Source organism: Rhodococcus sp. BUPNP1, assembly GCF_002215235.1.
Lineage (GTDB): Bacteria > Actinomycetota > Actinomycetes > Mycobacteriales > Mycobacteriaceae > Rhodococcus.
The window spans coordinates 122,157-148,143 of the sequence record NZ_NERM01000002.1 but is presented as its reverse complement, the minus strand read 5'-3'; the positions used below and the strand labels follow the sequence as shown (position 1 = coordinate 148,143).

Annotated in this window: 21 protein-coding genes; 9 read left to right on the top strand and 12 right to left on the bottom strand. The window is 68.6% G+C overall.

Going from position 1 to position 25,987, the window contains the following annotated elements; genetic code table 11:
- Positions 1-133 precede the first annotated feature (133 nt).
- Positions 134-4,729, top strand: coding sequence for a glutamate synthase large subunit (gltB, locus tag B9C99_RS02535; RefSeq protein ID WP_088896874.1), 4,596 nt, complete (start codon positions 134-136; stop codon positions 4,727-4,729).
- Positions 4,722-6,173 carry a glutamate synthase subunit beta gene (locus B9C99_RS02530; protein WP_088896873.1) on the top strand — a complete coding sequence of 484 codons (1,452 nt, stop codon included), beginning with the start codon at positions 4,722-4,724 and terminating at the stop codon, positions 6,171-6,173. The genes gltB and B9C99_RS02530 overlap by 8 nt, the downstream gene beginning before the upstream one ends.
- A 129-nt stretch (positions 6,174-6,302) precedes the next feature.
- Here B9C99_RS02530 and B9C99_RS02525 read toward each other — a convergent pair whose 3' ends face one another.
- Positions 6,303-6,785: a DoxX family protein gene (locus tag B9C99_RS02525; protein WP_088896872.1), complete on the bottom strand. Its 483-nt coding sequence runs from the start codon at positions 6,783-6,785 to the stop codon at positions 6,303-6,305.
- A 138-nt stretch (positions 6,786-6,923) separates the two neighbouring features.
- Between B9C99_RS02525 and B9C99_RS02520 the strand changes: the two genes are divergently transcribed.
- On the top strand, positions 6,924-7,694 hold the full coding sequence (locus tag B9C99_RS02520) for a hypothetical protein (protein WP_253249958.1): 771 nt from the start codon (positions 6,924-6,926) through the stop codon (positions 7,692-7,694).
- A gap of 137 nt (positions 7,695-7,831) precedes the next feature.
- The gene (locus tag B9C99_RS02515) at positions 7,832-8,737 is read left to right on the top strand and encodes a cutinase family protein (RefSeq protein ID WP_301179087.1); all 906 of its coding nucleotides are present in this window, start codon (positions 7,832-7,834) and stop codon (positions 8,735-8,737) included.
- Between the two features lie 3 nt (positions 8,738-8,740).
- Here B9C99_RS02515 and B9C99_RS02510 read toward each other — a convergent pair whose 3' ends face one another.
- Positions 8,741-9,652: an SDR family NAD(P)-dependent oxidoreductase gene (locus tag B9C99_RS02510; RefSeq protein ID WP_088896869.1), complete on the bottom strand. Its 912-nt coding sequence runs from the start codon at positions 9,650-9,652 to the stop codon at positions 8,741-8,743.
- 36 nt (positions 9,653-9,688) lie between these two features.
- Positions 9,689-10,330 (bottom strand): MSMEG_1061 family FMN-dependent PPOX-type flavoprotein, encoded by a 642-nt coding sequence (locus tag B9C99_RS02505; RefSeq protein ID WP_088896868.1) that lies wholly within the window; start codon positions 10,328-10,330, stop codon positions 9,689-9,691.
- 168 nt (positions 10,331-10,498) lie between these two features.
- Between B9C99_RS02505 and B9C99_RS02500 the strand changes: the two genes are divergently transcribed.
- Positions 10,499-10,981 (top strand): nuclear transport factor 2 family protein, encoded by a 483-nt coding sequence (locus tag B9C99_RS02500; RefSeq protein ID WP_088896867.1) that lies wholly within the window; start codon positions 10,499-10,501, stop codon positions 10,979-10,981.
- A 54-nt stretch (positions 10,982-11,035) separates the two neighbouring features.
- Here B9C99_RS02500 and B9C99_RS02495 read toward each other — a convergent pair whose 3' ends face one another.
- The 3 genes from B9C99_RS02495 to B9C99_RS02485 form a co-directional block, all read right to left on the bottom strand.
- Positions 11,036-11,635 (bottom strand): histidine phosphatase family protein, encoded by a 600-nt coding sequence (locus B9C99_RS02495; RefSeq protein ID WP_016695705.1) that lies wholly within the window; start codon positions 11,633-11,635, stop codon positions 11,036-11,038.
- A 44-nt stretch (positions 11,636-11,679) separates the two neighbouring features.
- Positions 11,680-14,970: a bifunctional lysylphosphatidylglycerol synthetase/lysine--tRNA ligase LysX gene (gene lysX / locus B9C99_RS02490; RefSeq protein ID WP_016695704.1), complete on the bottom strand. Its 3,291-nt coding sequence runs from the start codon at positions 14,968-14,970 to the stop codon at positions 11,680-11,682.
- A gap of 146 nt (positions 14,971-15,116) precedes the next feature.
- Complete coding sequence (locus B9C99_RS02485; protein ID WP_172414846.1) at positions 15,117-17,231, bottom strand: MMPL family transporter; 2,115 nt, start codon at positions 17,229-17,231, stop codon at positions 15,117-15,119.
- Positions 17,232-17,277: 46 nt separating this feature from the next.
- Here B9C99_RS02485 and B9C99_RS02480 point away from each other — a divergent pair, with 46 nt between their 5' ends.
- Both B9C99_RS02480 and B9C99_RS02475 read left to right on the top strand, forming a co-directional pair.
- Complete coding sequence (locus tag B9C99_RS02480) at positions 17,278-17,778, top strand: MarR family transcriptional regulator (RefSeq protein WP_016693424.1); 501 nt, start codon at positions 17,278-17,280, stop codon at positions 17,776-17,778.
- Positions 17,779-17,838: 60 nt separating this feature from the next.
- Positions 17,839-18,615, top strand: a complete 777-nt coding sequence (locus B9C99_RS02475; protein ID WP_016693423.1) for a putative protein N(5)-glutamine methyltransferase — start codon at positions 17,839-17,841, stop codon at positions 18,613-18,615.
- Positions 18,616-18,637: 22 nt separating this feature from the next.
- Here B9C99_RS02475 and B9C99_RS02470 read toward each other — a convergent pair whose 3' ends face one another.
- The 4 genes from B9C99_RS02470 to B9C99_RS02455 form a co-directional block, all read right to left on the bottom strand.
- Positions 18,638-19,456 (bottom strand): anti-sigma factor, encoded by an 819-nt coding sequence (locus B9C99_RS02470; RefSeq protein WP_088896866.1) that lies wholly within the window; start codon positions 19,454-19,456, stop codon positions 18,638-18,640.
- Positions 19,449-20,021, bottom strand: a complete 573-nt coding sequence (locus B9C99_RS02465) for a sigma-70 family RNA polymerase sigma factor (protein ID WP_016693421.1) — start codon at positions 20,019-20,021, stop codon at positions 19,449-19,451. The genes B9C99_RS02470 and B9C99_RS02465 overlap by 8 nt, the downstream gene beginning before the upstream one ends.
- 77 nt (positions 20,022-20,098) lie before the next feature.
- Entirely contained in the window at positions 20,099-20,722 is a 624-nt protein-coding gene (locus tag B9C99_RS02460) for a DUF1365 family protein (protein WP_026061406.1), read from the bottom strand.
- Positions 20,712-21,347, bottom strand: a complete 636-nt coding sequence (locus B9C99_RS02455) for a S9 family peptidase (protein ID WP_026061405.1) — start codon at positions 21,345-21,347, stop codon at positions 20,712-20,714. The genes B9C99_RS02460 and B9C99_RS02455 overlap by 11 nt, the downstream gene beginning before the upstream one ends.
- Before the next feature lie 172 nt (positions 21,348-21,519).
- On the opposite strand from B9C99_RS02455, the gene B9C99_RS02450 reads away from it, so the two are divergent.
- Positions 21,520-22,191, top strand: coding sequence for a fasciclin domain-containing protein (locus B9C99_RS02450; RefSeq protein ID WP_016693418.1), 672 nt, complete (start codon positions 21,520-21,522; stop codon positions 22,189-22,191).
- A 31-nt stretch (positions 22,192-22,222) separates the two neighbouring features.
- Positions 22,223-22,813 carry a lipocalin family protein gene (locus B9C99_RS02445; RefSeq protein WP_088896865.1) on the top strand — a complete coding sequence of 197 codons (591 nt, stop codon included), beginning with the start codon at positions 22,223-22,225 and terminating at the stop codon, positions 22,811-22,813.
- Between the two features lie 146 nt (positions 22,814-22,959).
- Here the strand turns inward: B9C99_RS02445 and B9C99_RS02440 are convergent, their stop codons facing one another.
- Positions 22,960-24,423, bottom strand: a complete 1,464-nt coding sequence (locus B9C99_RS02440) for an SDR family oxidoreductase (RefSeq protein WP_016695028.1) — start codon at positions 24,421-24,423, stop codon at positions 22,960-22,962.
- Complete coding sequence (locus B9C99_RS02435) at positions 24,420-25,784, bottom strand: TIGR01777 family oxidoreductase (protein WP_088896864.1); 1,365 nt, start codon at positions 25,782-25,784, stop codon at positions 24,420-24,422. Before B9C99_RS02435 ends, B9C99_RS02440 begins: the two co-directional genes overlap by 4 nt.
- Positions 25,785-25,987: the final 203 nt, after the last annotated feature.

Sequence of the window (25,987 nt, the reverse complement as noted above, 5' to 3'; positions counted from 1 at the left end):
ACCCGCACCGTCGCGGATGAGCGGATACTGGCGATGTCGAAGGTATCGGGCACCCGGCCGATACCCGTCTACGGCAGTAGATGGCCATCAGCGCTGCTGGTCGTCGGTGCTATCGCATCAACGAAGGCTAGGTATGACTCATCTCCCCGGGCCTCGAGGGCTCTACCACCCGGCGAACGAGCACGACTCCTGTGGCGTCGCGTTCGTCGTCGACATGCACGGTCGTCGCAGTCGCGACATCGTGGAGAAGGCGATCACCGCCCTGGTGAATCTCGAACACCGCGGTGCAGCGGGAGCGGAACAGAACACCGGCGACGGCGCCGGCATCCTGATCCAGGTCCCCGACGCCTACTTCCGTGAAGTCGTCGACTTCGATCTTCCCGCCGAAGGCGCATACGCGACCGGTATCGCGTTCCTGCCCAAGGACACCGCCAAGGCCGACGCCGCGGCCGCCGAGGTCGACCGCATCGTCGCCGAAGAGGGCCTCGAGGTCCTCGGCTGGCGCGAGGTGCCGATCGACGACTCCGAGCTGGGTTCCATGGCCAAGGACGCCATGCCCACCTTCCGGCAGATCTTCATCGCCTCCGGCGCCCGCGCGCTCACCGGCCTCGAGCTCGAGCGCCGCGCGTACGTCGTGCGCAAGCGCACCGAGCACGAGCTCGGCCACCACGGCGCGGGCGAGGACGGTCCCGGCAGCGAGACCGTCTACTTCCCCAGCCTGTCGGCGTCGACCTTCGTCTACAAGGGCATGCTCACCACGCCCCAGATGAAGGGCTTCTACCGCGACCTGCAGGACGAGCGCGTCGTCTCGGCGCTCGGCCTCGTGCACTCGCGGTTCTCCACCAACACGTTCCCGTCGTGGCCGCTCGCGCATCCCTTCCGTCGCGTCGCCCACAACGGCGAGATCAACACCGTCACGGGCAACGCCAACTGGATGCGCGCCCGTGAGGCACTGATCGACACCGAGGTCTTCGGCGGTCGCGACAAGCTCGAGAAGATCTTCCCGGTCTGCACGCCGGGCGCGTCCGACACCGCGCGTTTCGACGAGGTGCTCGAACTGCTGCACCTCGGTGGCCGCAGCCTGCCGCACGCCGTGCTCATGATGATCCCCGAGGCGTGGGAGCGCCACGACTCGATGGATCCGACCCGTCGCGCGTTCTACGAGTACCACGCGGCCCTCATGGAGCCGTGGGACGGACCGGCCTCGGTGTGCTTCACCGACGGCACCGTCATCGGCGCCGTGCTCGACCGCAACGGCCTGCGCCCCTCGCGTGCCTGGGTCACCGACGACGGCCTCGTCGTCATGGCCTCCGAGGTGGGTGTGCTCGACATCCCCACCGAGAAGATCGTCAGCAAGCGCCGCCTGCAGCCGGGCCGCATGTTCCTCGTCGACACGGCCAAGGGCCGTATCGTCGAGGACGAGGAGATCAAGCGCGAGCTCGCCGCCGAGCATCCCTACGAGGAGTGGGTCGCCAACGGCGTCACCCGCCTCGAGGATCTGCCCGAGAGCAAGTACACCTACATGTCGCACGAGCGTGTCGTGCTGCGTCAGCAGGTCTTCGGCTACACCCGCGAAGAGGTCGACCTCCTCGTCAAGCCGATGGCGGCCGCCGGCGCCGAGGCGCTCGGCTCGATGGGTACCGACACGCCGATCGCCGTGCTGTCGTCGCGTCCGCGTCAGCTGTTCGACTTCTTCTCGCAGCTGTTCGCCCAGGTCACCAACCCGCCGCTCGACGCGATCCGCGAGGAGATCGTCACCAGCATGGGCGGCATGCTCGGCCCCGAGGGCGACCTGCTGAACCCGACCGAGGCGTCGTGCCGGCAGATCCTCATCGGCGCGCCGGTCATCGACAACGACGACCTGCAGAAGCTCATCCACGTCAACGACGAGAAGCAGTTCCCCGGCTTCAACAGCGTCATCATCCGCGGCCTGTACCCGGTCGCGGAGGGCGGTGAGGGTCTGCGTCGCGCGCTCGCCTCGATCCGCGAGCAGGTCTCGCAGGCCATCGAGAAGGGCGCACGCCTGATCGTGCTGTCCGACCGCGAGTCCGACGAGAAGCTGGCGCCGATCCCGTCGCTGCTGCTCACCTCCGCCGTGCACCACCACCTCGTCCGCGAGAAGACCCGCACCAAGGTCGGTCTGCTCGTCGAGGCCGGCGACGCCCGCGAGGTCCACCACATCGCCGCCCTGTGCGGTTTCGGTGCGGCCGTGGTCAACCCGTACATGGCGTTCGAGAGCATCGACGAGCTGCTGCAGAACGGCGACCTGCCCGAGGGCATGACCCTCGACAAGGCCATCGCCAACTACATCAAGGCGGCCTCGAAGGGCGTGCTCAAGGTGATGTCCAAGATGGGCATCTCCACGCTCGCCTCCTACACCGGTGCGCAGCTGTTCCAGGTCATCGGCCTGTCGCAGGAACTCGTCGACGAGTACTTCACCGGTCTGCAGTCGCAGCTCGGCGGCGTCGGTCTCGACGAGATCGCCGCGGACGTCGCGGCCCGTCACCGCACGGCCTTCCTCGACCGCCAGTCCGAGCGCGCGCACCGCGAGCTCGAGGTGGGCGGCGAGTACCAGTGGCGTCGCGAGGGCGAGTACCACCTGTTCAACCCGGACACGGTGTTCAAGCTCCAGCACGCGACCCGCACCGGCCAGTACTCGATCTTCAAGGAGTACACGAAGCTCGTCGACGACCAGTCGGAGCGACTCGCGTCGCTGCGCGGTCTGTTCGAGTTCAAGAAGGGCGTGCGTCAGCCGGTGCCGATCGACGAGGTCGAGCCGGCGAGCGAGATCGTCAAGCGCTTCTCGACCGGCGCGATGAGCTACGGCTCCATCTCGGCCGAGGCGCACGAGACCCTCGCGATCGCGATGAACCGTCTCGGTGGCCGCTCGAACTCCGGTGAGGGCGGCGAGCACCCGAGCCGTTTCACCCCGGACGAGAACGGCGACTGGCGGCGCTCGGCGATCAAGCAGGTCGCCTCGGGTCGCTTCGGTGTGACCGCGCACTACCTGAGCAACTGCACCGACATCCAGATCAAGATGGCGCAGGGCGCGAAGCCCGGTGAGGGCGGCCAGCTGCCGCCGCACAAGGTGTACCCGTGGGTCGCCGAGGTCCGTGGTTCGACGCCGGGCGTCGGCCTGATCTCGCCGCCGCCGCACCACGACATCTACTCGATCGAGGATCTCGCGCAGCTGATCCACGACCTGAAGAACGCCAACCCGAAGGCCCGCATCCACGTGAAGCTGGTCTCCGAGCTCGGCGTCGGCACGGTCGCCGCGGGTGTGTCGAAGGCACACGCCGACGTCGTGCTCATCTCGGGCCACGACGGTGGCACCGGTGCGTCGCCGCTGACCTCCCTCAAGCACGCGGGTGCTCCCTGGGAGATCGGTCTCGCCGAGACCCAGCAGACGCTGATGCTCAACGGTCTGCGCGACCGCATCGTCGTGCAGGTCGACGGCCAGATGAAGACCGGCCGCGACGTCGTCGTCGCCGCTCTCCTCGGCGCCGAGGAGTACGGTTTCGCGACCGCGCCGCTCGTGGTCTCGGGCTGCATCATGATGCGCGTGTGCCACCTCGACACCTGCCCCGTGGGTGTCGCGACGCAGAACCCGGTGCTGCGCAAGCGGTTCACCGGCAAGCCGGAGTTCGTCGAGAACTTCATGCTGTACATCGCCGAAGAGGTGCGCGAGTACCTCGCCGAGCTCGGTTTCCGCAGCCTCGACGAGGCCATCGGCCAGGTGGACGTCCTCGACACCCGCAAGGCCGTCGAGCACTACCGCGCGTCGAAGCTCGACCTGTCGCCGCTGCTCGAGAAGGTCACCTCCCCGATCTACGGGGAGCAGGACATGCACTGCACCAAGGAGCAGTACCACGCCCTGGACAAGGCACTCGACAACGAGCTGATCGCGAAGGCGCAGCCCGCTCTCGAGTCGGGTACGCCGGTCTCGTTCGACACCCCGATCACCAACGTCAACCGCACCGTCGGCACGATGCTCGGCCACGAGCTCACCAAGAAGTACGGTGCGGAAGGGTTGCCGGACAACACGATCGACATCACCTTCACGGGTTCGGCCGGCAACAGCTTCGGTGCGTTCGTCCCGCGCGGCATCACGATGCGGCTCCACGGCGACGCGAACGACTTCGTCGGCAAGGGCCTGTCGGGTGGTCGCATCATCGTGCGTCCGCCGCACAATGCGGCCGAGGGCTTCGTACCCGAGGACAACATCATCGCCGGCAACGTCATCCTGTTCGGTGCCACCGGCGGCGAGGCCCTCATCCGCGGCATCGCGGGTGAACGCTTCGCGGTCCGCAACTCCGGAGCCACGGCCGTCGTCGAAGGCGTCGGCGACCACGGCTGCGAGTACATGACGGGTGGCAAGGTCGTCATCCTCGGCAAGACCGGCCGCAACTTCGGTGCGGGCATGTCCGGTGGCGTCGCGTTCGTGTACAACCCGGACAAGGACTTCGAGAACAACCTGAACACCGAGCTCGTCGACCTCGAGGATCTCGAGGGCGAGGACTTCGCGTGGCTCAAGGGCGCCGTCGAACGGCATCGTGACGAAACGGGCTCCGAGGTCGCAGCCCGCATCCTGGCCGACTGGTCACAACAGGTCAGCCACTTCGCGAAGGTCATGCCTCGCGATTACAAGAAGGTACTCATGGCTATCAAGGACGCCACCATCCGTGGTGCGAACGTGGACGAGGCGATCATGGAGGCTGCTCGTGGCTGATCCCACCGGTTTCCTCAAGCACGGTTCCCGCGAGACCCCGGTCCGCCGGCCCGTCCCGCTGCGACTCCTCGACTGGAAGGAGGTCTACGAGCCGTTCCCGCTCGACACCCTCCAGACCCAGGCCAGCCGTTGCATGGACTGCGGTATCCCCTTCTGCCACAACGGTTGCCCGCTCGGGAATCTCATCCCCGAGTGGAACGACCTCGCCTACAAGGGCAAGTGGGAGGACGGGATCGAGCGTCTCCACGCCACGAACAACTTCCCCGAGTTCACCGGCCGGCTCTGCCCGGCGCCCTGTGAGGCGTCGTGCGTGCTCGGCATCAACCAGGACCCGGTGACCATCAAGCAGGTCGAGGTCGAGCTGATCGAGAAGGCCTTCGACGACGGCCGCGTCAAGCCGGTCCCGCCGTCGAAGCTCACCGGCCGCAAGGTCGCGGTCGTCGGCTCCGGACCTGCGGGTCTCGCTGCGGCACAGCAGCTCACGCGTGCCGGCCACTCGGTGACGGTGTTCGAGCGGGCCGACCGCATCGGTGGTCTGCTCCGCTACGGCATCCCCGAGTTCAAGATGGAGAAGCGCTTCATCGACCGCCGTCTCGCGCAGATGGAGGCCGAGGGCACCGTCTTCAAGCCGGGCGTGAACGTCGGTGTCGACATCACCGCCGACGAGCTGCGCGAGCAGTTCGACGCCGTGGTGCTCGCCGGCGGCGCAACCGTCGCCCGCGACCTGCAGATCCCCGGACGTGAGCTCGACGGCATCCACCAGGCGATGGAGTTCCTGCCGATCGCCAACCGCGTGCAGCTCGGCGACCTGCCGGCCCCGACCATCACGGCCGAGGGCAAGAAGGTCGTCATCATCGGCGGTGGCGACACCGGCGCCGACTGCCTGGGCACCTCGCACCGTCAGGGTGCGGAGAGCGTCCACCAGTTCGAGATCATGCCGCGGCCGCCGGAGCAGCGCGCCGAGTCCACCCCGTGGCCGACCTACCCCCTCATGTACCGCGTCTCGTCGGCACACGAGGAGGGCGGCGAGCGCGTCTTCTCCGTCAACACCGAGGAATTCATCGGCAAGGACGGCAAGGTCACCGCGCTCAAGGCGCACGAGGTGCAGATGGTCGACGGTCGCTTCGAGAAGGTCGAAGGCAGCGACTTCGAACTCGAGGCCGATCTGGTGCTGCTCGCGATGGGCTTCACCGGTGCCGAGAAGCCCGGTCTGCTCACCGATCTCGGTGTCGACTTCGACCAGCGCGGCAACGTCGCCCGCTCGTCGGAGTGGGCCACCAACGTCGACGGTGTCTTCGTCGCCGGCGACATGGGTCGCGGACAGTCGCTCATCGTCTGGGCGATCGCCGAGGGTCGCGCGTGCGCCGCTGCGGTGGATCGCTTCCTCGAGGGCGAGACGGCACTGCCGGCGCCGATCGCGACCACCACGATGCCGCAGCGCTGAGCGCGGAAATCTTTCGGCGTCCGAGTGGCGCCGGAGAGTTGAGCGCTCCAGCGTCGCAGCGCTGAACGAGGTACGACCGCTGGGCCGCACACCGGAAGGTGTGCGGCCCAGCGGTGTTCGTGGGTGAGGTCAGGCGTCGACGAGTGACGCGGGATCGGTGTCGGATGCGGTGGCCGGCGCCGGTTCGGGTGTGGCCACCTCGCGCCGCCGCGCGAGGAGGCGGTCGACGGCCCACGATCCGGAGCCGACGAAGATCAGGACGAACATCGCCCAGCAGAACAGCGCGGCGGATTCACCGTCGTTCTGGATGGGCAGTGCGCCGTCGGCCTGATGGCCCCAGAAGTAGGCGTACGCCATCGATCCGGAGCCGAGGAAGGCCGCGAGCCGGGTACCGAGACCGAGGATCAGGGCGGTGCCGCACACGACCTGGATGATCGCGCCCCACCAGCCGGGCCATGCGCCGAGTTGTGCGGTGGCTCCGCCGTAGGGTTCCGTCGGCCACGCCCACAGGCTCGTGGTGCCGTGGCACAAGAACAGGAAACCGACGACGATGCGGAAGGCGGCGACGGCGTGGTCGCCGAAACGGTCCGGCCAGTGGCGCACTGAGTTCATCACGTGCGGAAGTAAAGCATGCCTACCCTTACATACAGGGTGCTTGGTCATCGTTCCGCGGTTCAACAGCAACCGCCGGACGCGCTGCGCTGTGATATTTCCGTGTCGCCGGGCGTCGCACCCGTTATGGTTCTGCGCATGACGGCTACGAGACGGGCACTGGCGATGGTCGTGATGGGTGCGGGTGCCGTCGTGGCCGCCGTCGCGGCGGCTCCCGCCGCGGCCGCGGATCCTGCGGACGCGTGCATCCGCAACGGTGGTGGGCTCGTGACGGTCGACGGCGCCGAGCCCGTCCCACCGGTTTTCGGATTCGACGGTCCCCGCCTGCTCGGACTCCAGGGCGGTGTCGGCAACGCGTGCATCACCAACGTGGGTCCCGGCGCCGTGACGGTCACGCATCCCGAGGGACGTGTCCCGGGACGCACCGAGGTGTCCACCGCGCTCGTGGAGATGCGGGTCGACGGCGGGCTCGGCAACGTCGCCGTCACCAACGTCGGTACCGGTGCGGTCACGGTGCACCGGACGGAGGTCACGCCCGAGCCCGTTGCGGCGCCCGCCCAGGCTCCGCTCCCCGGGATGCCGGAGCTGATCCTCGACGCGGGAACCGACGGCGTCTTCGTCACGAACGTCGGTACGGGCGGTGTCACGGTCGTCGACCGTGCCGTCGCGCCGGCGGAGCTTCCGGCCCCGCCACCGCCTCCCCCGGGTGCGGTCGTCACCGATCCGTTCAGCGGAAACATCTATGTCACAAACCTCTTCGGGCCCGACATCGTCGTCGCGGAACCCGCCTCGACCGCCGAAGGGAGCGCGGTCGAGCGACCGGTTCCGGGAACGGCGGTCGACTACGGGACGGGCAACGTCTTCGTGACGAACATCGGCGGGGGACAGGTGACCGTCGTCCGCGGCTGATCCGCCGGCCCCGTCGTTCCCCGACAACGTTCCGGACTCGGATGTATCACATCCGGTTCACGAATATGTCATCCTTCTACTCGATACTGCCGGGGAGGGACGCGGCACCAGGACAGTAGCGGGGCGGGGACATGGCTATGAGAAGAGTGTGGGCGGCAACGGTGGCCGCAGTGGCGGCATGTGCAGCAGTATTCGTCGCAATTCCTGCGGCGCAAGCGAATCCGCCCGGATGTCCGACCTTGAACGTGGTCGCTGTGCCCGGAACGTGGGAGACCTCGAACACCCCCGACCCCGGCCGCGGGAACGGCATGCTCGCCCAGGTCACGTCCGATCTTCCCGCCGGGGCGCGTGTCGACTACGTCGCGTATCCCGCCACGGCCTTCCCGTGGGAGGGCGACGTGTACGCGGCCTCCCGCAACCGCGCCGTCGACAACGCGCGCGGCATCATCGCGGCCACCGCCGAGCGGTGCCCCCTCACGAACTTCGCCCTCGTCGGTTACAGCCAGGGTGCCGATGCCGCAGGCGATCTCGCTGCCGAGATCGGCACCGGGCTGGGAGTGATCGGTCCGCACCGCCTCGTCGCGGTGGGGCTGCTGTCCGATCCGCGGCGCTCCGAACTCGACCCGTTCGTCGGTCCGCCCGTCGCCGGCACCGGTGCGGGAGGTGCCCGCGCGGGAGGCTTCGGATTCGTAACGCCCAACGTGCGCACCATCTGCGCGGTGGGCGACCTCTATTGCTCGACGCCGCCGGAGGACTTCGTCACGCGACTGGCCGGCTTCCTCGCCATCTCGGCGGGCAGCCCGTTCGAGCAGCTCGAGAACTACCGCGACGAGGCGACCGCGCTCTACAACGACATCATGACCGCCGGGGGCATCCCGATGCTGCAGCTGCAGCTCACGCCCGAGGCGAACGAGCTGCGCGAGCAGAAGATCCGCACCTTCTACGAGTCGCAGATCCACCAGGACTACTCGAACTACGTGGTCGACGGTCGCGGAACGACGGCCACACGGTGGCTGCACGACTGGATCGCCTCCAAGGCCTGACCATCAGTCGATATCGAATCGTGCGCCCACACGCATGACACGGGGCGCGAAGCGCATCAGCCACTTGCGGACCTTCGCACCCGGGGCGACCGTCACCACAGGTTTGTTGTGACGGACCGCCCCGACGATCTCCCTGGCCACCTTCTCCGGCGCGATGTGCAGGCGCTGGTACATCGCGAGGGTGCGGGTGCGTCGCGCTGCTCGTAGTTCCTTGTTCGGCGCGACGTACTCCGTCGCCCTGGTGAGGTTGGTGTCCACCAGGTCGGGACACACGACGGTCACGCCGATCCCGTGTTCGAGCAGTTCGGCGCGCAGGCACTCCGACAACATGAACACCCCGGCCTTGCTCGTCGTGTAGGCGGCGAGGTTGCGTTGCGGCATGTACGCCGCCGCCGACGAGACGTTGACGATCTGCCCGCCCGTGCCGGCTTCGATCATCTGCTCGGTGAAGGCACGGCAGCCGTAGACCACGCCCCAGAAGTTCACGTCCATCACGTTCTCGAAGACGCTCTGCGGGGTGTCGGCGAAGGCACCGATGACACCGATGCCCGCGTTGTTGACGAGCACGTCGGCGACGCCGTGCCGCTCGCGGACGGTCTGCGCGAACTTCCGGACCTGCTGTTCGTCGGAGACGTCGAGTTCGTAGGCGTGGGCGGCGCCGCCGAAGACGGCCTCGGAACCGCCGGCGCCGGGAGCCGGGACGTTCACGAGCGCCACCGTCTCGCGGGCACTGTCGAGATCCTTGTCGGCGACGACGACGATGGCGCCTTCGGCGGCGAAGGCGATCGCCGACGCCCGGCCGATCCCGCTACCGCCGCCGGTGACGACGACGAGGGCGCCGGTCAGGTCGCGCAGACGGCTGCGTAGTGCAGCGCCGGCGCGCCAGCGGCGTATCTGAGCGATCCGAGAGGGCACCCCACCATCGTGACGCACTCGCCGCGTGTGGTCCGGTCAGTACAGGAACTCGCGGTAGAGCTCGCGCTTGCCCGGCTCGGCGTCGGCCGGGATCTCGATCGAGTGGAGTTCGGCGTGCATGTCGCGCATCGACGGGACCGCCGCGCGGTCGGGATAGGTCGACGGATCCCACAGTTTGGCGCGCAGCAACGCCCGCGCGCAGTGCAGGAAGACCTCGTCGATCTGCACGATCACAGCGAGCTGCGCCGGCTTGTTCTGCAGCGACAGCTTCTCGAGCAGGTCGGGGTCGGTCGACAGGGTGGCGCGGCCGTTGATCCGCAGCACCTCCTCGTCGCCGGGGACGAAGAACAGCAGCCCGACGTGAGGATTCTCGAGGATGTTCCGGTACGAGTCGGCGCGGCGGTTGCCGGGCCGGTCGGGCAGCGCGATCGTGTGGTCGTCGAGGACGAGCACCGCCGACTCGATGTCGCCGCGCGGCGAGCAGTCGCAGTTGCCGACGGCGTCGGCGGTGGCGATCGTGAAGAACCGCGCCAGCGACAGGAAATGCCTGATGAGCGGGGTCAGGTGTGGTCGTGCCTTGTCGACGATCGCCGGGTGCGGAATGCCCAGGACGGCCTCGAGCTCGCCCTGTGTCCGTATCCCGCCCTGTACGAGCTCGTCGATCCTGTCCGCATCCATCCGGTGCACCTCCGGCGGTGACCGTACCAATCCTGCGCGGGAAGATCACGTCGGCGCCTGGGTCGTCCCCTGGTCAGGGCCGCGCTTCCGGTCACCGGGACGGCCCGGGAGGCAGGGCTCCGGATCCCGGTAGAACGAGTGGCGACGCCCCCGTCCGGAAGGATCGAGATGACCGACTCCGCCCTGCTGGCCTCCCTCCTCGAACGCGTGCAGCTCCTCGAGGACAAGGCTGCGATCCACGAGGTCCTCACGGCCTATGGCCCGGCCGTCGACGCCGGTGACGCCGAGGCGGTGGGGGAACTGTGGGCCGAGGACGCCATCTACGACGTCGACATCCGCCTGATGGAGGGTCGCGACGCCATCATGAAGATGGTGCGCACCCGGCCACACCAGGACTACATCGAGGAGGGCTGTGGTCACCTGCTCGACCCGGTGCACATCCGGGTCGACGGCGACACCGCCGTCGCGACCTGTCACTCCCTGCTGCTGCGCCGCAACACCGATTCGGATTCGTTCCGGGTGTGGCGGGTGAGCGCCAATCGTTTCGAACTCGCCCGGATCGACGGCAGCTGGAAGATCGTGCGCCGCACGTCGCGGTTGCTCGACGGCAGCACCGCCGCCCGCGATCTCCTCGCGAGCGCACGGCGCTGAACCCACGACTCGCGGGTGGGCGCTGGGGGCTCACCCGCGGCCGGCTGCCGGGGTTCAGACGCGCAGGGTGTCGCGCACGTGCCCGGTCTCGTTGACCGACGCGACGCGGCGCGCACCGCTGCGTGAGACGAGGATGCGCGTCACCGACGCGTACTCGATGGGGAACATCAACGGCCGGGGCAGCTCGAGCAGGTGCTGCAGCACGATGTTCACGACCCCGCCGTGGACGAACAGCGCCACGGTCTCGGCGTGGTCGCACGTGTCCACCACGTGGTCGATCCCTCGCAGTACCCGCGTGCGGAAGGCGTCCCCGTCCACGAAATCGGGCAGGTGACCTGCCAGGATGCGCTTGTAGGCGGCCGGTGCGACGTCCTTCGCGGCGTCGATCGTGAAGTAGTGGTCGTGGCCGTAGTCGTACTCGGCGATGTCCTCCATCTTCTCCACGTCGAGCCCGCGTCGTTCCGCGACCGGCTCGGCCGTCTGCAGGGCCCGCAACTGCGGGCTCGAGAACAGGCGGGTGATGTTGTACGGGGACAGCGCGTCCGGCAACCGCGACGCCTGGAGACGACCGGTCTCCGTGAGCGGCGGGTCGGCGACCCCGGTCTCGGCGCGGGCGTTGTTCGGCTCGGCGTGGCGGATCAGGAGTAGCTGCACGACCTCACGATGCCAGGTGGAGCGGTTTCACGTGAAACCACCCGTCAGGAGCGTCGCGGCTTCGTGAACGGGAACGCCAGCGACTCGCGGATGCTGCCACCGAGGACGAGCATCACGATCCGGTCGACACCCATGCCGAGGCCGCCGGTGGGAGGCATCGCGTATTCGAGGGCTTCGAGGAACTCCTCGTCGAGTTCCATCGCCTCCTCGTCACCGCCCGCGGCGAGCAGCGACTGCTCGGTGAGGCGGGCACGCTGGTCGAGCGGATCGGTGAGCTCGCTGTAGGCGGTCCCCAGCTCGACACCCCAGGCCACCAGGTCCCACTTCGCCGCGACCCCCGGCTTGCGGGGGTGCGGCCGGGTCAGCGGCGACACCGAGGTCGGGAAGTCGGTGTAGAAGGTGGGGAACTCCGTCTTCGATTCGACGAGGTGCTCGTACATCTCCTGCGCGGTGGCGCCGGCGTCCCAGGCCGGGTTGTAGGGGATCTCGTGTTCGTCGCACAGGCGTCGCAGGACGTCGACGGGGGTCTGCGCGTCGACGAACGTCCCGAGCGCCTCGGAGATCGCGTCGTGGAAGGTCTTGACGGGCCACTCGCCCGAGATGTCGATCTCGACCGGGGTGCCGTCGGGTCCGGGCCGCAGGATGATCTCGCGTCCGTGTGCCGCGCGGGCTGCTGCCTGGATCAACTCGCGTGCGACGACCCGCATCTTCTCGTAGTCGCTGTGCGCCTCGTACGCCTCGAGGATCGTGAACTCGGGGTTGTGCTTGAAATCCGCACCCTCGTTGCGGAACACCCGGCCGATCTCGAAGACCTTCGCCATGCCCGCGACGCACAACCGTTTCAGGTACAGCTCGGGCGCGATCCGCAGGTACAGATCGGCGTCGTAGGCGTTGATGTGCGTGATGAACGGTGCGGCGTTCGCGCCGCCGTGCACCGACTGCAGGATCGGGGTCTCCACCTCGAGATAGCCGCGGGCCTGCAGTTCGTCGCGCAGCGACCGCACCACCGCGCTGCGCGCCGCGAGGTGGTCGCGTGCGCCGGGGTCGATCGCGAGATGCAGATAGCGTTGCCGCACGCGGGCTTCCGGGTCGACGAGACCGTGGAACTTGTCGGGCAGCGGGTGCAGGCACTTGCCGTCGATGCGCCACGAATCGGCGAGCACCGAGATCTCGCCGCTGCGGCTGCGTCCCGTCTCGCCGGAGACCTCGACGAGGTCGCCCAGGTCGAACAGGAAGCGTTGTCCGGCAACCCGTTGCCGGTCGACGAGGACCTGGATGTCGCCCGACCAGTCGCGCAGCACCGCGAACAGCACACCGCCGAAGTTGCGGATGCGCAGCAGGCGTCCCGCCACGGTCACCGGGGTGCCGGACTTCGCGGTCCGGGCCTCGGCGGCCGTGTGGGTCGGGGGGTGCGCGACCGGATAGGGATCGACACCGTGCTCGACGATCCGCTGCAGGGTGTTCATCCGCACCTGGACCTGCTCGGGGTGGCGACGTCCGTGCGCGACGGCCGGGGTGCCGTCGGTGAGTTCGACGCCGGGTGCGCTGCCGTCGTCGTGCAGTTCCGCCGCGACCACCTGGTCTTCGGGGAACGCCGAGTGTGTTCCCGTGTGCTGCTGGGTGTTCCGGCGACCGAAGGTGGGGAGGGTGAGGAAGCCCTCGGCGATCGCCGACGCGAGCGCGACGCGCGGGATGAGCCGGTTGTCGCGGAAACACAGGAAGCGGGGCACCCATTCGGGGTGGTACTTGACGTTGGACCGGTACAGCGCCTCGAGCTGCCACCACCGTGAGAAGAACAGCAGGATCGACCGCCACAACCGCAGGATCGGACCGGCGCCGATCCGTGCGCCCTCCTCGAAGACCGACCGGAAGACCGCGAAGTTCAGCGAGATCCGCTCGACGTCGAATTCGGCACCGCGTGAGGCGAGTTCGGAGACCATGAGTTCGACGACGCCGTTGGGGGCCTGCGGGTCGCGGCGCATGAGGTCGAGCGACACCCCGTCCGATCCCCACGGCACGAGCGAGAGCATCGCGACGACCTTGCCGTCCGCGACCGCTTCGACGAGCAGGCAGTCGCCGTCGAGCGGGTCACCGAGCCGGCCGAGGGCCATCGAGAAACCGCGCTCGTTCTCGGTGTCGCGCCAGGCCTCGGCGCGCTGGATCGCTGCCGACAGTTCGATGGGCGACAGTTCGCGGTGACGCATGATCCGCGCGGTCACACCGTGTTTGCGGGCGCGGTTGACGGCCTGCCGCACCGGTCGCATGTCGCGTCCGGCGAGACTGAAGTCGCGGGTGAGCAGGACTGCCTCGTCGCCGAGTTGCAGCGCGTTCAGCCCCGCCCGGTGGTAGGCCGTCGCGCCGTCCTCGCTCGCCCCCATCACGGCGGGGGTCCAGCCGTAGGCGCGGGCGAGGTCGAGCCATTCGTCGATGGCGTGCGGCCACGCCTCGGGGTTGCCGACCGGATCACCGCTCGCGAGGCACACCCCGAGTTCGACGCGATAGGTCACCGCGGCCTTGCCGCTGGGGGCGAACACGACGGCCTTGTCGCGGCGCGTCGCGAAGTAGCCGAGCGAATCGTCGCTGTGGGCGAGCAGGCCGCGGATGGCGGATTCGTCACTGCCGGTGAGCGCGTTGCTCGCTCGTTGCGAGCGGAACAGCACCACGACGGCCGCGAGCACGGCGAGCGCGCCGAGCAGACCGAGGACCGTGTTGACCAGCCCGTTCGGGCGGCCACCGAACTGGTCGTTGTCGATGAACGTCAGTGCGGTGACGCGGTTGAGCGCCCACAGGAACCGGTCGGGAGGGGGCAGGGTGCCGGGGAACAACTCCACCAGACCCCAGCCGATCAGCGTCCCGACGACCAGGCCACCCACGAGCACACCGAGTGCGGCCCAGACGTTTCCGCGACGCACGCGCGTGTAGAACTCGGGATAGGACAGCAGCAGGAGCGCGACGATCAGCAGGTGGACGACCAACGCGACGAGGTGGTTCGGGTCGCGCTCGACGATGCTCATCACGAGATTGGTGATGGTGAATCCGCCGAGGTAGATCGTGAGGATCCACCACGCGATGCGCTTGCGGCCGGCGACGGCACCGGCGAGCAGGCCGAGCACGAGAGCGAACGACAGGCTCGTGTCGGGAGCGTCGAAGTAGTACTCGTCGAGATATTCGCGCGGGGCGTGGATCCAGTAGCGCAGGGTCGGGGAGAGCGACCACAGCGCGACCACGACCGCGTAGACGCCCAGGATCAGGCCGAGGATGTGCGGTACGGCGGACAGACGTCCACCGATGCGGTCGGTCAGCGACGGCCGTGAGGGCGGTCGGGCGTCCTCCACCGGACGCGGGCGCTCGACAGGAGCGGCGGAATCCGCAGACATGGAATAGAACGGTAACGGGCAAACGCGGCAGCCGTGGGACGAACGGCCGCGGGACCGGGTCACATTCCCGGTCCCGCGGCCGTTCTCATCCGCTCATGAGTCTGTCAGGAGTGGGGTGCTCCCGCAGTCGCGACGTCCTCGGTGGCATCGGGCTCGGACGGTTCGGTCCGCGCCAGCTTGCTCGGCCACCAGATCTTCTTCCCGATGTCGATCGTCAGGGCCGGCACCACCAGCGACCGCACGAGCAGTGCGTCGAGCAGGACACCGAAGGCGACGATGAACGCGATCTGCGCCAGGAACAGCAGCGGGATCACGGCCAGCGCGGAGAAGGTGGCAGCGAGAACGATGCCTGCGGAGGTGATGACGCCACCGGTCACGGTCAGGGCCCGCAGCGTTCCGTCGCGGGTGCCCACTCTCTTCGTCTCCTCCCGGACGCGGGTCATGAGGAAGATGTTGTAGTCGATGCCCAGCGCCACGAGGAAGACGAAGCCGAACAGCGGCACCACCGGGTCGGCACCGGGGAAGTCGAACAGGTGGTTGAACACGAGCGAGGAGACGCCGAGGGTCGCCGCGAACGAGACGATCACGGTGAGCATCAGCAGGATCGGCGCGACGATCGCCCGCAGCAGTGCGATGAGCACCAGCAGGACCACGATCGTGACCACCGGGATGATGACGGTGCGGTCGCGGGTCGCGGTGTCCTTCGTGTCGAGGTCGACGGCCGTGGGTCCGCCGACGAGTGCCTCCGCGTCGGGCACGGAGCCCACCGCCTCGCGGATGCGCTCGACGGTCTGCTCGGCGGCGAGGGAGTCGGCGGGATCCGACAGGGTCGCCTGCACCGCGACGAGTCCGTCGACCACACGCGGTGCGCCGTCGGGGCCGGGGACGGGCTGGACGGTCGTCACGCCCTCGACGCTCTCGGTGGCGCTGACGACACCCTCGAGTGCGCCTTCGCGGGCGACGACGATGCTGGGCGAACCGGTGCCGGCGTCGAAGTGTTCACCGAGCACTTCCTGGCCGGACTTCGAATCGGTCTGCAGGAGGAACAGATCCGACGAGGCCACACCGCTCGCCTTGAACTGCGGGGCGAACAGTGCGAACGCGACGAGCACGAGGCTGCACACGATCCAGATGGGGCGCGGCTTCGATCCGACGAAGCCGGCGACGCGGCCCCAGAACTTGTGGGAGCTCTGTAGATCGCTGCGATCGGTGTCCGGCTCGAAGCGGGGCCGACTGGGCCAGAACGCGGCGCGACCGAGCAGGACGAGAGCGGCGGGCAGGAAGGTGAGCGACGCCAGGAAGGACGTCGCGATGCCGATGGCGGCCACCGGGCCGAGGCCGCGGTTGGAGTTCAGGTCCGACAGCAGCAGGCACAGCACACCGAGGATCACCGTGCCGGCCGATGCCGCGATCGGTTCGATCGCACCGCGCAGCGCGGCACGCATCGCCGCGTACTTGTCCTGTTCGATGCGCAGTTCTTCCCGGAACCGGGAGACCAGCAGCAGGGCGTAGTCGGTGGCGGCGCCGAAGACCAGGATGAACATGATGCCCTGGCTCTGGCCGTTGAGGGCGATGGCTCCGGCATCGGCGAGCAGATAGACGATCAGGCTGGCCAGCGCGAGAGCGAACACCGCCGAGATGATGACGACGAACGGCAGGATCGGGCTGCGGTAGACCACGATGAGGATGACGAGGACGACTCCGCCCGCGACGAGCAGGAGCAGTCCGTCGATGCCGGCGAAGGCCGACGACAGGTCGGCGGCCTGCCCGGCGGGGCCGGTGACGTAGACGGTCAGGCCGTTCGGTGCGCCTTCGAGGGCAGTCCGGAGTTCCTCGACGGCCTCCTGGACCTCCCCGGAGGCGTCGAGCGGCACGATCATCTGCGCCGCGTCACCGTCCTCCGACGGGATCGGCGGCGGTCCGGCGGATTCGGTGGCCAGGAAGGCGAGGTCCTCGTCGGTGATCCCGCCGTCGCGTTCGGCGACGACGATCGCGGGGATGAACTCGCTCTCGTTGAACTGTGCGTACAGCTCGTCGGCGCGGGTGGATTCGGCGGATGCCGGGAGGAAGGTGCTCGCGTCGTTGGAGGCGACCTCACTGAGCTTGCCTGCGAACGGGCCGCCGCCACCGGCGGCCACGAGCCACGCGATGAGCAACAGGGCGGGTAGGAGCCACCGCCATCGGCTGGTTCTGCGTGGGGGCTCGGTAGCAGTGCTCAAGATTCCTCCTGGCGTGAACGAATGTGTCGGAACTAGATTATTCAGCGTGCTGAACGATGGGGGTGGAGACGACCTCGACGAGTGGCCCACCGGACGTCTGCTGTCCACCGCGGCGCGGCTCGTCGAGCAGGCCTGGGAGCAGTCGCTGCGGCGACGAGGTCTCACCCACGCGGGGGTGATCGCACTGCACGCGGTGGCCCACGCTCCACTGTCGCAACGGGAGATGGCGCGCGCGTGCCGGGTGACCGACCAGACCATGAGCCGGACCGTCGACCATCTCGTCCGCGGCGGTTTCGTCACGCGTGCCGTCGACCCGGAGGACGAGCGCCGGATGCGGGTGGAGATCACGCCGTCGGGCGTGGACGCCTACCGGCGGGTGATCGAACTCGAACGCGACGACGCGCCCGGCGGTGATTCCCCGGTCGCGGTGTCGGACCCGGCGACCCTGCGCCGGCTCCTCCTCGAAATCGTTCGCTCGCACAGCACTCCTCGTGACAGCCCCGGGAGTACCCAGGATCGGGAGAGTCCACCCCTCCACGAGATGTGAGCTGCCACCCTCTCCGGAAAACGAGGAGATCCGTCCGGAGCGCGCGCGGTAGGGTGCCGCATGGTCTCCGTACCCCGGACCCACGCCGACGTCGTCTCCGCACTGCGAGCAGCCGGGTGCGTGTTCGCCGAGGAGGAAGCGCAGCTGCTCGTCGAAGCCGCTCCCACACCCGCGGATCTGGAGCGGCTGATCGCGCGGCGGGTCGGCGGCGAACCGCTCGAACACGTACTGGGACAGGTCTTCTTCCACGGCAGGCGCATCGCGGTGCGAGAGGGGGTGTTCGTCCCGCGTCGCCGCACCGAGTACCTGGTGGACTGCGCGATCGAGCTCGCGCGACCCGGCGCCGTGATCGTCGACATGTGTTGCGGGTGCGGTGCCGTCGGTGCCGCGCTCGCCACCGCCGTCGAGGCCTGCGAGATCTACGCGGCCGACATCGATCCCGTCGCCACCGCGTGTGCCCGGCTGAACCTGCCGCCCCACCGGGTGTTCGACGGCGATCTGTTCGACGCATTGCCGAGCGCGCTGTGCGGTCGCGTCGACGTGCTCGTCGCCAACGCGCCCTACGTGCCGTCGGGGTCGATCGGGTCGATGCCGCGGGAGGCGCGCTGCAGCGAACCGCGACACGCACTGGACGGCGGACCCGACGGACTGGACGTCCATCGCCGGCTCGTCGCCGACGCGGGCCGGTGGCTCACCGACGGTGGATCGCTGCTCGTCGAGTCGGCCGCATCGCAGGCGCCCGTCGTGCGCGACCTCATGACCCGGGCCGGACTCGATGCCGACACGCGAGGTTCCGAGGAGGCCGACGCGACGGTCGTCATCGGCACCCGCCGATGACGTGCTCGCTGCCGCGAACATGTCAGTCGAGCGGCAGTTGGGCGAAGATCGCGGTCGGCTGGGTCGACCCGCCCGTCGGCTCGACGCTGAAGGCGAGCGCGGTGGCACCCGAGATGTCCTCGAGCACCGCGGTCGTCGACGGCGCGACGTCGTCGGGCGTCATCGTGCCCGCAGGCTCCATGCCCTCGGGACCGACCAGCCACATCTGGTAGACGCTGCCCTCGGCCGGCGGGGCGACGTTGTTCATCACCAGCACGCCCGCATCCTCCTCCTTGGAGAACACCACGGTCGCGGTGCCGCCACCGTCGAGCTCGCCCGACGAGGTCCGTACGTCCTCGGCGGCGAAGACCCGCTCGCTCGTGCCCGGCTCGGACGTGGTCTGCCACTGACCGGCCACCACGACGCCGCCGATCGCGACGATCACGGCCGCTGCCGCAGCGAGCAGGAAGTTCCGCCGCCGGGCCTGCCGGCGCTCGTCGAGGGAGGCGGGTGGGGGCAGGTGATCGTCCTCCACCCGAGGTGCCTCGGTCGTCTCCGGCTCACCGGCTTCTTGCGTGTGCGTCTTCTCGGCGGGCGTCTTCGCGGTGAGTTCGGCGTGGACCAGATCGAGCAGTCGCACCCGCAGTTCGGGCGGCGGCTCGGTCGCGGTACCGGCCGACATCGCTGCGAGGGTCTCGTGGACCTCACGGACCTCGGCGTCGAACCGTTCGGACACCTCAGGGTCTGCTTCCGCGAGCCGCTCGGCGATCTCCCGACGCTCGTCGGGTGTGACGGCATCCAATGCGAAGACGGGTGCCATGTCGAGCAGATCGCGCGAGGAATCGTTCGCCTCGTCAGCCATCCACAGTCACCCCCAGACAATTCTTCAGTCGTTTCAGGCCGTCCCGGATGCGCGACTTGACCGTCGGCAACGGGGACGAAAGTTCTTCTGCCACTTCGGTGTATGTAAAGCCTCTGTAGTAGGCGAGCTCGACCGAGCGTCGCTGCAGTTCGGTGAGCGAACCCAGACACTCGTTCACCCGGCGGCGGTCGTCGCGCTGCGCGACCTCCTCGCTGACCGAGTCGAAGGCCGCGTCGATGTTCGTCGAACCGTAGTGCGACTCGCGGTCGGCTCCGGACTGCTCGCTGCGGACCCGGTCGACGGCGCGCCGATGGGCGAGCGTGATGATCCACGACAGAGCGGAACCCTGACGCGGGTCGTACTTGTCGGCCGACCTCCACACCTGGAGGTAGACCTCCTGGGTGGTCTCCTCGCTGTAGCCGGGATCCCGCAGGACCCGCAGCACCATGCCGAAGACTCGGGAACGCGTCGCGTCGTACAGTTCGGCGAACGCCGTGGGGTCTTGCCGGGCCACCCGCCCGAGCAGTTCGCCGAGGGTATCGGTGTGGCCTCCGACGCCGGTCATCGGCTCAGTCCGCTCATCGGGGGAAAGCCTAGCCGGGACATTCCCTCCACTCAAGGCAACCGTGTCGACCACGAGCGTCACCCCATCCACATCCGAGCACGCAGGACCGTCGCGAGATCGACCGGCAGTCGTTCTCCGCTGACGGTCGCGGTGAACACCGGGACGCCGGGCCGCCGCAGGGCGACCGAGACCGCGAACATGTCTCCGGCCCGGGTGATGATGTCGATCTCGTCCGAGCGCAGCGTGTAGCAGTGCCGTCCGTTCCGTCGCGTATGGATCTCCGCGACCACGCACGCGAGCGAGTTGCTCGGATCGTGGCACCAGAACAGGTTCAGCGGATCCGATCCGAGACCGAGGCGCCGGATGTTCAGCAGCGCTGTGATCCGCCCGCCCGGAACCCGCATCCCGTCGGCCACGAGCTGGTCCTCGACCCGCCCGCGGAAGGTGTCGGAATCGCTCGCGACGAAGTGGTCCCACGGCTCGAATCGCATCAGCGTGCGCAGCCACCAGGGCGAAGGCGTCGACTCGTCGACGTCCATGACCCAGCTGAAGCCGCGGTACTCGAGCGAGGGGCGCTCGGCCGAGCCCTGCGCGTGGCGGACGAAGGTCCGGTAGATCGCCGGCACGACCGCCTCCCGGCCACCCGGGAACTCGACGTCGTCGCCGATCATCGCGACTGCGCGGGGAAGGTCAGGGTGCATGGTCGTCTCCGGGGCACGTGGTCGGTTTCCCCGACAGTGTGCACGTGAGGAAATCGGCTGTGGTGTCGGCCCACCAGCGCGGGTCGGTGAGGAGGAAGTGCCCGGCTCCGGGCAGAGGACGCCAGCGCGTGTTCACGCCCCGGTCTCCCGCCGCCATCGTCTGGCTCTGCGCCATCCGCGGATCGGTCCGGGTGTCCTCCGTACCGTGCGCGACCAGCAGGTGCCGGCCCGCGGGGATCAGATCAGCGTCGTCGGCCGGCCACCACGGTGCCAGGGCGACGAGCGACTCGACCCCGTGCTGGGCCGCGAGATGCGCGATCGCCCGCGCACCCATCGCGTGCCCGACCAACCCGAGCCGGACGTCCCCACGACGCCGGGTCACCGACTCGATCGCTCGCAGACCGTCGCGGACCGGGCTCATGTGGTCGTCGTTCCACCCGCAGTACCGGTAGTCGACGAGGTCGACCGCGATGTCGTACCTGCTCAGCCGCAGGCGCAGGGCATCGGTGAACAGACGCATGCGCAGCTGCGACAGATGCCACGGACGCGGCGGTGTGGTGCCGACCGGACGCCCACCGGGCAGCACGAGTACGTGAGCCGGTCGGAGATCCTCGACATTGTCCATGACCTGCATTCGGAGCCGACCGCGATACGGATGGGTCGAACACCGGATACCGATCCGAAAAAAATTCTTTCGATCCGACCCATCCGCACCGCCCCGGGGATCGAATGCTCAGTGACACACCTGGTCGACGTGGCCGTTTCTCCGGTCACGGCATACGAAGGGAACCACGATCATGAACATCACTGCGCGCAAGAGCCTGGCCGCCGTCGGAATCGGTGCGATGTCCCTCCTGGGTGTCGCTGCATGTTCCGACGATTCGGGAAGCGACACGAACGAGACCACGATGGAGGAAACCGTCGAGGAGACCATCGTCGAGGAAACCACCACTGCTGCAACGGGAACCGCTGCTCCGGCCTCCGGCCCCGTCGGCCCGGGCTGCGCCGACTACGTCGCCGCGAACCCGACCGGCCCGTCGTCCGTCGAGGAACTCGCGAACCAGCCCGTCGCCGAGGCCGCCGGAAACGTGCCGATCCTGACCACTCTCACGCAGGCCCTGTCCGGCCAACTCAACCCCGACGTCAACCTGGTCGAGACGCTCAACGGTGGCGAGTTCACCGTCTTCGCGCCGGTCGACGACGCGTTCGCCGCCCTGCCGCCGGAGACCGTCCAGACGCTGCAGACGGATTCGGCTCTGCTCACCGACATCCTCACCTACCACGTGGTTCCCGGTGAGCTGACCCCCGCCGACATCGCCGGCACACAGACCACCGTCCAGGGCGGCACCGTCGAGGTCGCCGGTGAGGGTGACATGTGGACCGTCAACGACGCCAACGTCATCTGCGGTGGCATCGAGACCGAGAACGCCACCGTGTACCTGATCGACGGTGTCCTCCAGCCCCAGTAATCACCACCCGGTCGACGGAAAGGTAGAAGACATGCGTTGGTCCCGACACGGCGTTCGGGGGCTTGCGGCGGCGATCGGCGCCGCCGCAGGCGCGCTCCTGTTCGCCACGCCCGCCGCCGCAGCGCCGCTCACCCCGGTTCCCCAGCTCGACGTGAACCGGTATGTGGGGCAGTGGTATCAGCTCGCCGCCAATCCGGCTCCCTACAACATCGACTGCGCTCGCGACACGACGGCGTTCTACACGCTGCTCGACGAACGCAACGTGCGCGTGGAGAACTCGTGCACCACGTTCACCGGTGATCGTCGCGGGATCATCGGGAACGCCCGTGTGAACGACACTGCCGCACTGCACGTGTCGTTCCCGGGGGTGCCGTTCCAGGATTCGCTCGACGGACCGAGCAACTACATCGTCACGTACCTCGCGGACGATTACTCGTGGGCATTCGTCGGTGACCCGACGCGCATCTCCGGATTCGTGCTGTCGCGTTCACCCGTCGTCGGTGACGACGCGTGGCGCGAGATCCGGAACGTCGTCGAGGCGAGCGGGTACAACTCGTGCCTGATGCTCACCTCGCCCACCACCGAGGGACTGCAGGACATCAGACCGCTCTGCACCGTGTAGCTCTCGGGGCGACCGGGGTGGTGTGCGGATCCCGAGGAAGATCCGCACACCACCCCGATTCGCTGTCTCTGCACTATCCGCTCACGAATTCGCCATCCGCTACGGCAAATTGCTGCGGCGGATGGCGAAGAACGTAGCGGATCGCTCTAGCGGCCGGCGGTGCCTGCGATGTTCTCGAGCATTCCCCGGAAGATGATGCCGTGGAAGGGAACCAGCACGTACCAGTAGAGACGGCCGGCGACTCCACGTGGGAAGAAGATCGCCCGCTGGTGCACGCGCGACCGCCCCGACTCCAGCGGTTCGACCCGCCACTCGAGCCACGCTCCGCCGGGTGCCCGCATCTCCGCGCGCAGACGCAGCAGCGTCGGGCGTTCGATCAGTTCGACGCGCCAGAAGTCCAGGGCATCGCCGGTGTGCAGGGTCTTCGGGTCGCGGCGACCCCGGTCGAGACCGACACCGCCGACGAAGCGGTCGAGCCAGCCCCGGATGGTCCATGCCAACGGGAAGGAGTACCACCCGTTCTCGCCACCGATGCTCTCGACGACGGCGAACACCTTCTCCGGAGACGAATCCGACTCGAGCGACCGTTCGTCGGTGAAGACGACCTCACCGGCCCAGTCCGGGTCGGACGGAAGCGGATCGGCGGGTGCGCCGACCGGGGACGCGTTCGTCCACGTCGTCTCGACCTCTCCCCGTTCGATACGGCCGAGGGCGAGCCGGACGGCGTCGCGGTAGCCGGTGAGGCCGGATTCCGGTGGGGGGATGATCGAGTCGATGTCGTGGTTGCGCATCACCGCGTCGGTCGACAGCGATTCGAGGAGCGCGCGACCGAGGGGCGGAGGGATCGGTGTGACCAGACCGATCCACAGGCCGGCGAGCTTCGGGGTGAGGACGGGCAGGACGAGGATCCGGCGTTTCGTCAGACCGGCGACCTCCGAGTACTGCTGCATCATCTCGCCGTACCGCAGCACGTCGGGCCCACCGATGTCGTAGGTGCCGCTGCGGGGGAGGGGTGCATCGGCGGCGGCGAGCAGATAGTGCAGGACGTCGCGCACCGCGATGGGCTGGATCCGGTTGTTCACCCAGCGCGGGGTCGTCATGACCGGGAGCCGGTTGCTCAGGTGCCGGATCATCTCGAACGACGCCGAACCCGAACCGATCACGACGCCGGCCTGCAACACGAGCGTCGGCACACCGGAATCCATGAGGATGCGTCCGACCTGGGCACGTGAATACAGGTGCGGTGAGAGATCACCCGACTCCGGGTGCAACCCACCGAGGTACACGATGCGGGAGACGCCGTTGTCGCGTGCCGCGTCGGCGACGTTCTGCGCCGCTCGCTTCTCCGCGTCGACGAACTCGTCGCGGCCACCCATCGAATGCACCAGGTAGTACACGACGTCGATGTCGCGGCACGCCTCGCGCAGCGATTCGGCGTCGTCGAGGTCGCCGCGGACGATCTCGACGTCGCCGGCCCACGGCACGTCGCGCAGTTTGTCGGGGCTGCGCGCGAGCACCCGTACCCGGTAACCCGCCTCGAGCAGGCGCGGAGCGAGCCGGCCACCGATGTAGCCGGTCGCTCCGGTGACCAGGACACGCTTTCCGCTCACGGCTCCTCCAGGATGTGGCCGAGTTGGTGGCGCAGCGACGCTTCGAGATCGGGACGCCGGAACCGGTGCCCGACGTCGATCAGCGCCTTCGGGACGACGAACTGATCGGCCTGGGCGACCTCCCGCGCACCCTCGTCGCCGAGCAACAGACGGGGGCCGAAACCGGGGACGGGCAGCAGCGCGGGACGGTGCAGCACCGACGCCAGGACCCGGGTGTACTCCTCGTTGCGCACCGGTTGCGGTGCAACGGCGTTCACCGGCCCGGCCAGCCCGGGATCGGTGAGGGCGCGGTGGTAGACCTCGAGGAGGTCGTCGATGTCGATCCAGGAGAACCACTGTCGGCCGTCGCCGAGCCGGCCTCCGAGTCCGCTCGCGAACAGCGGTCGCATCAACTGCAGCGTTCCACCACGGGGTGTCTGGACGATGCCGGTGCGTACGTGCACGACCCGCAGGCCCTTCTTCTCCGCGGGATACGCTGCGGCCTCCCAGTCGGCGACGACGTCGGCGAGGAAACCCGTTCCACGCGATGCGTTCTCGTCGAGTGGCGTGTCTCCCCGGTCGTAGCCGTAGAGACCGATCGCGGATGCGGAGACGAAGGTCGCGGGACCGTTGGGTGTCCTCGCGGCGAGTTCGGCGAGTCGGCGTGTCGGTTCGATGCGGCTGTCGCGGATCGCGGCCTTGTGGGAGTCGGTGAACCGTCCCGCGATCGACTCGCCCGCGAGATGGACGACGGCGTCGACACCTTCGAGCAGATCGGGCGCCGGATCCTGCGGGTCCCAGCGACGTTCGTCGGACCGTCGCGGTTCCCGGCGCACCAGGCGGACGACCTGGTAGCCACCCGTGGACAGGAAGGCTGTCAGGGCGGTGCCCACGAGCCCGCTCGATCCGGTCACCGCGACCGTCGCGGGCCGGATGCCCTGCGCGTGCGACCAGCGGTGGCTCGCGAGATCGTCGGCGAGCTGACGGTGCCGGTAACGGAAGGTCTGGGTGAGGAAACGACCCGGTACCGGTGTGTCGACGCGATCGGTGACGCGGGTGCGGAATTCGTCGACGACGTCGAAGCGGTGTTCGTGGCGCCACGAGCCGATGACGGTGGCGGGGCGCGACCACAGGCCGTCGTGTGAGAGTTCGTCGACGAAACGTGCTGGTGGCTCGTAATCGTCGGGTCTGTGCCGGGAGATCCAGCGCAGTCCGCCGGGGAGACCGAGGACGGCGGTACCGGATTCGAGGGAGTCGGCCTCGGCGACGACGCTCATCGGTTGCCAGGGCGGGATCAGACGGAGGATGGCGCCGGGACGGGAGTGCCAGTCGAACACTTCGTCACGCGGTGCGTCGACGACGCTCGAGAATTCGATGCCCATGCCCTACCTCCGTTTGCAGAGTGCTCACCCGGTGGTGACGGCGCCGGAGCGAACTCCGGCGCCGTATCCACTCAAGCAGGAAGGACGCTGATCAGGAAGGTGTATGCATCGACGAGCGGGGTGTGGATGGCCATGAAAGCTGCCTCGACGAGAGCGCGCACTGCGGTGTCCTTTCGTTGGGTGTACGGCGAACACGTTGTCCG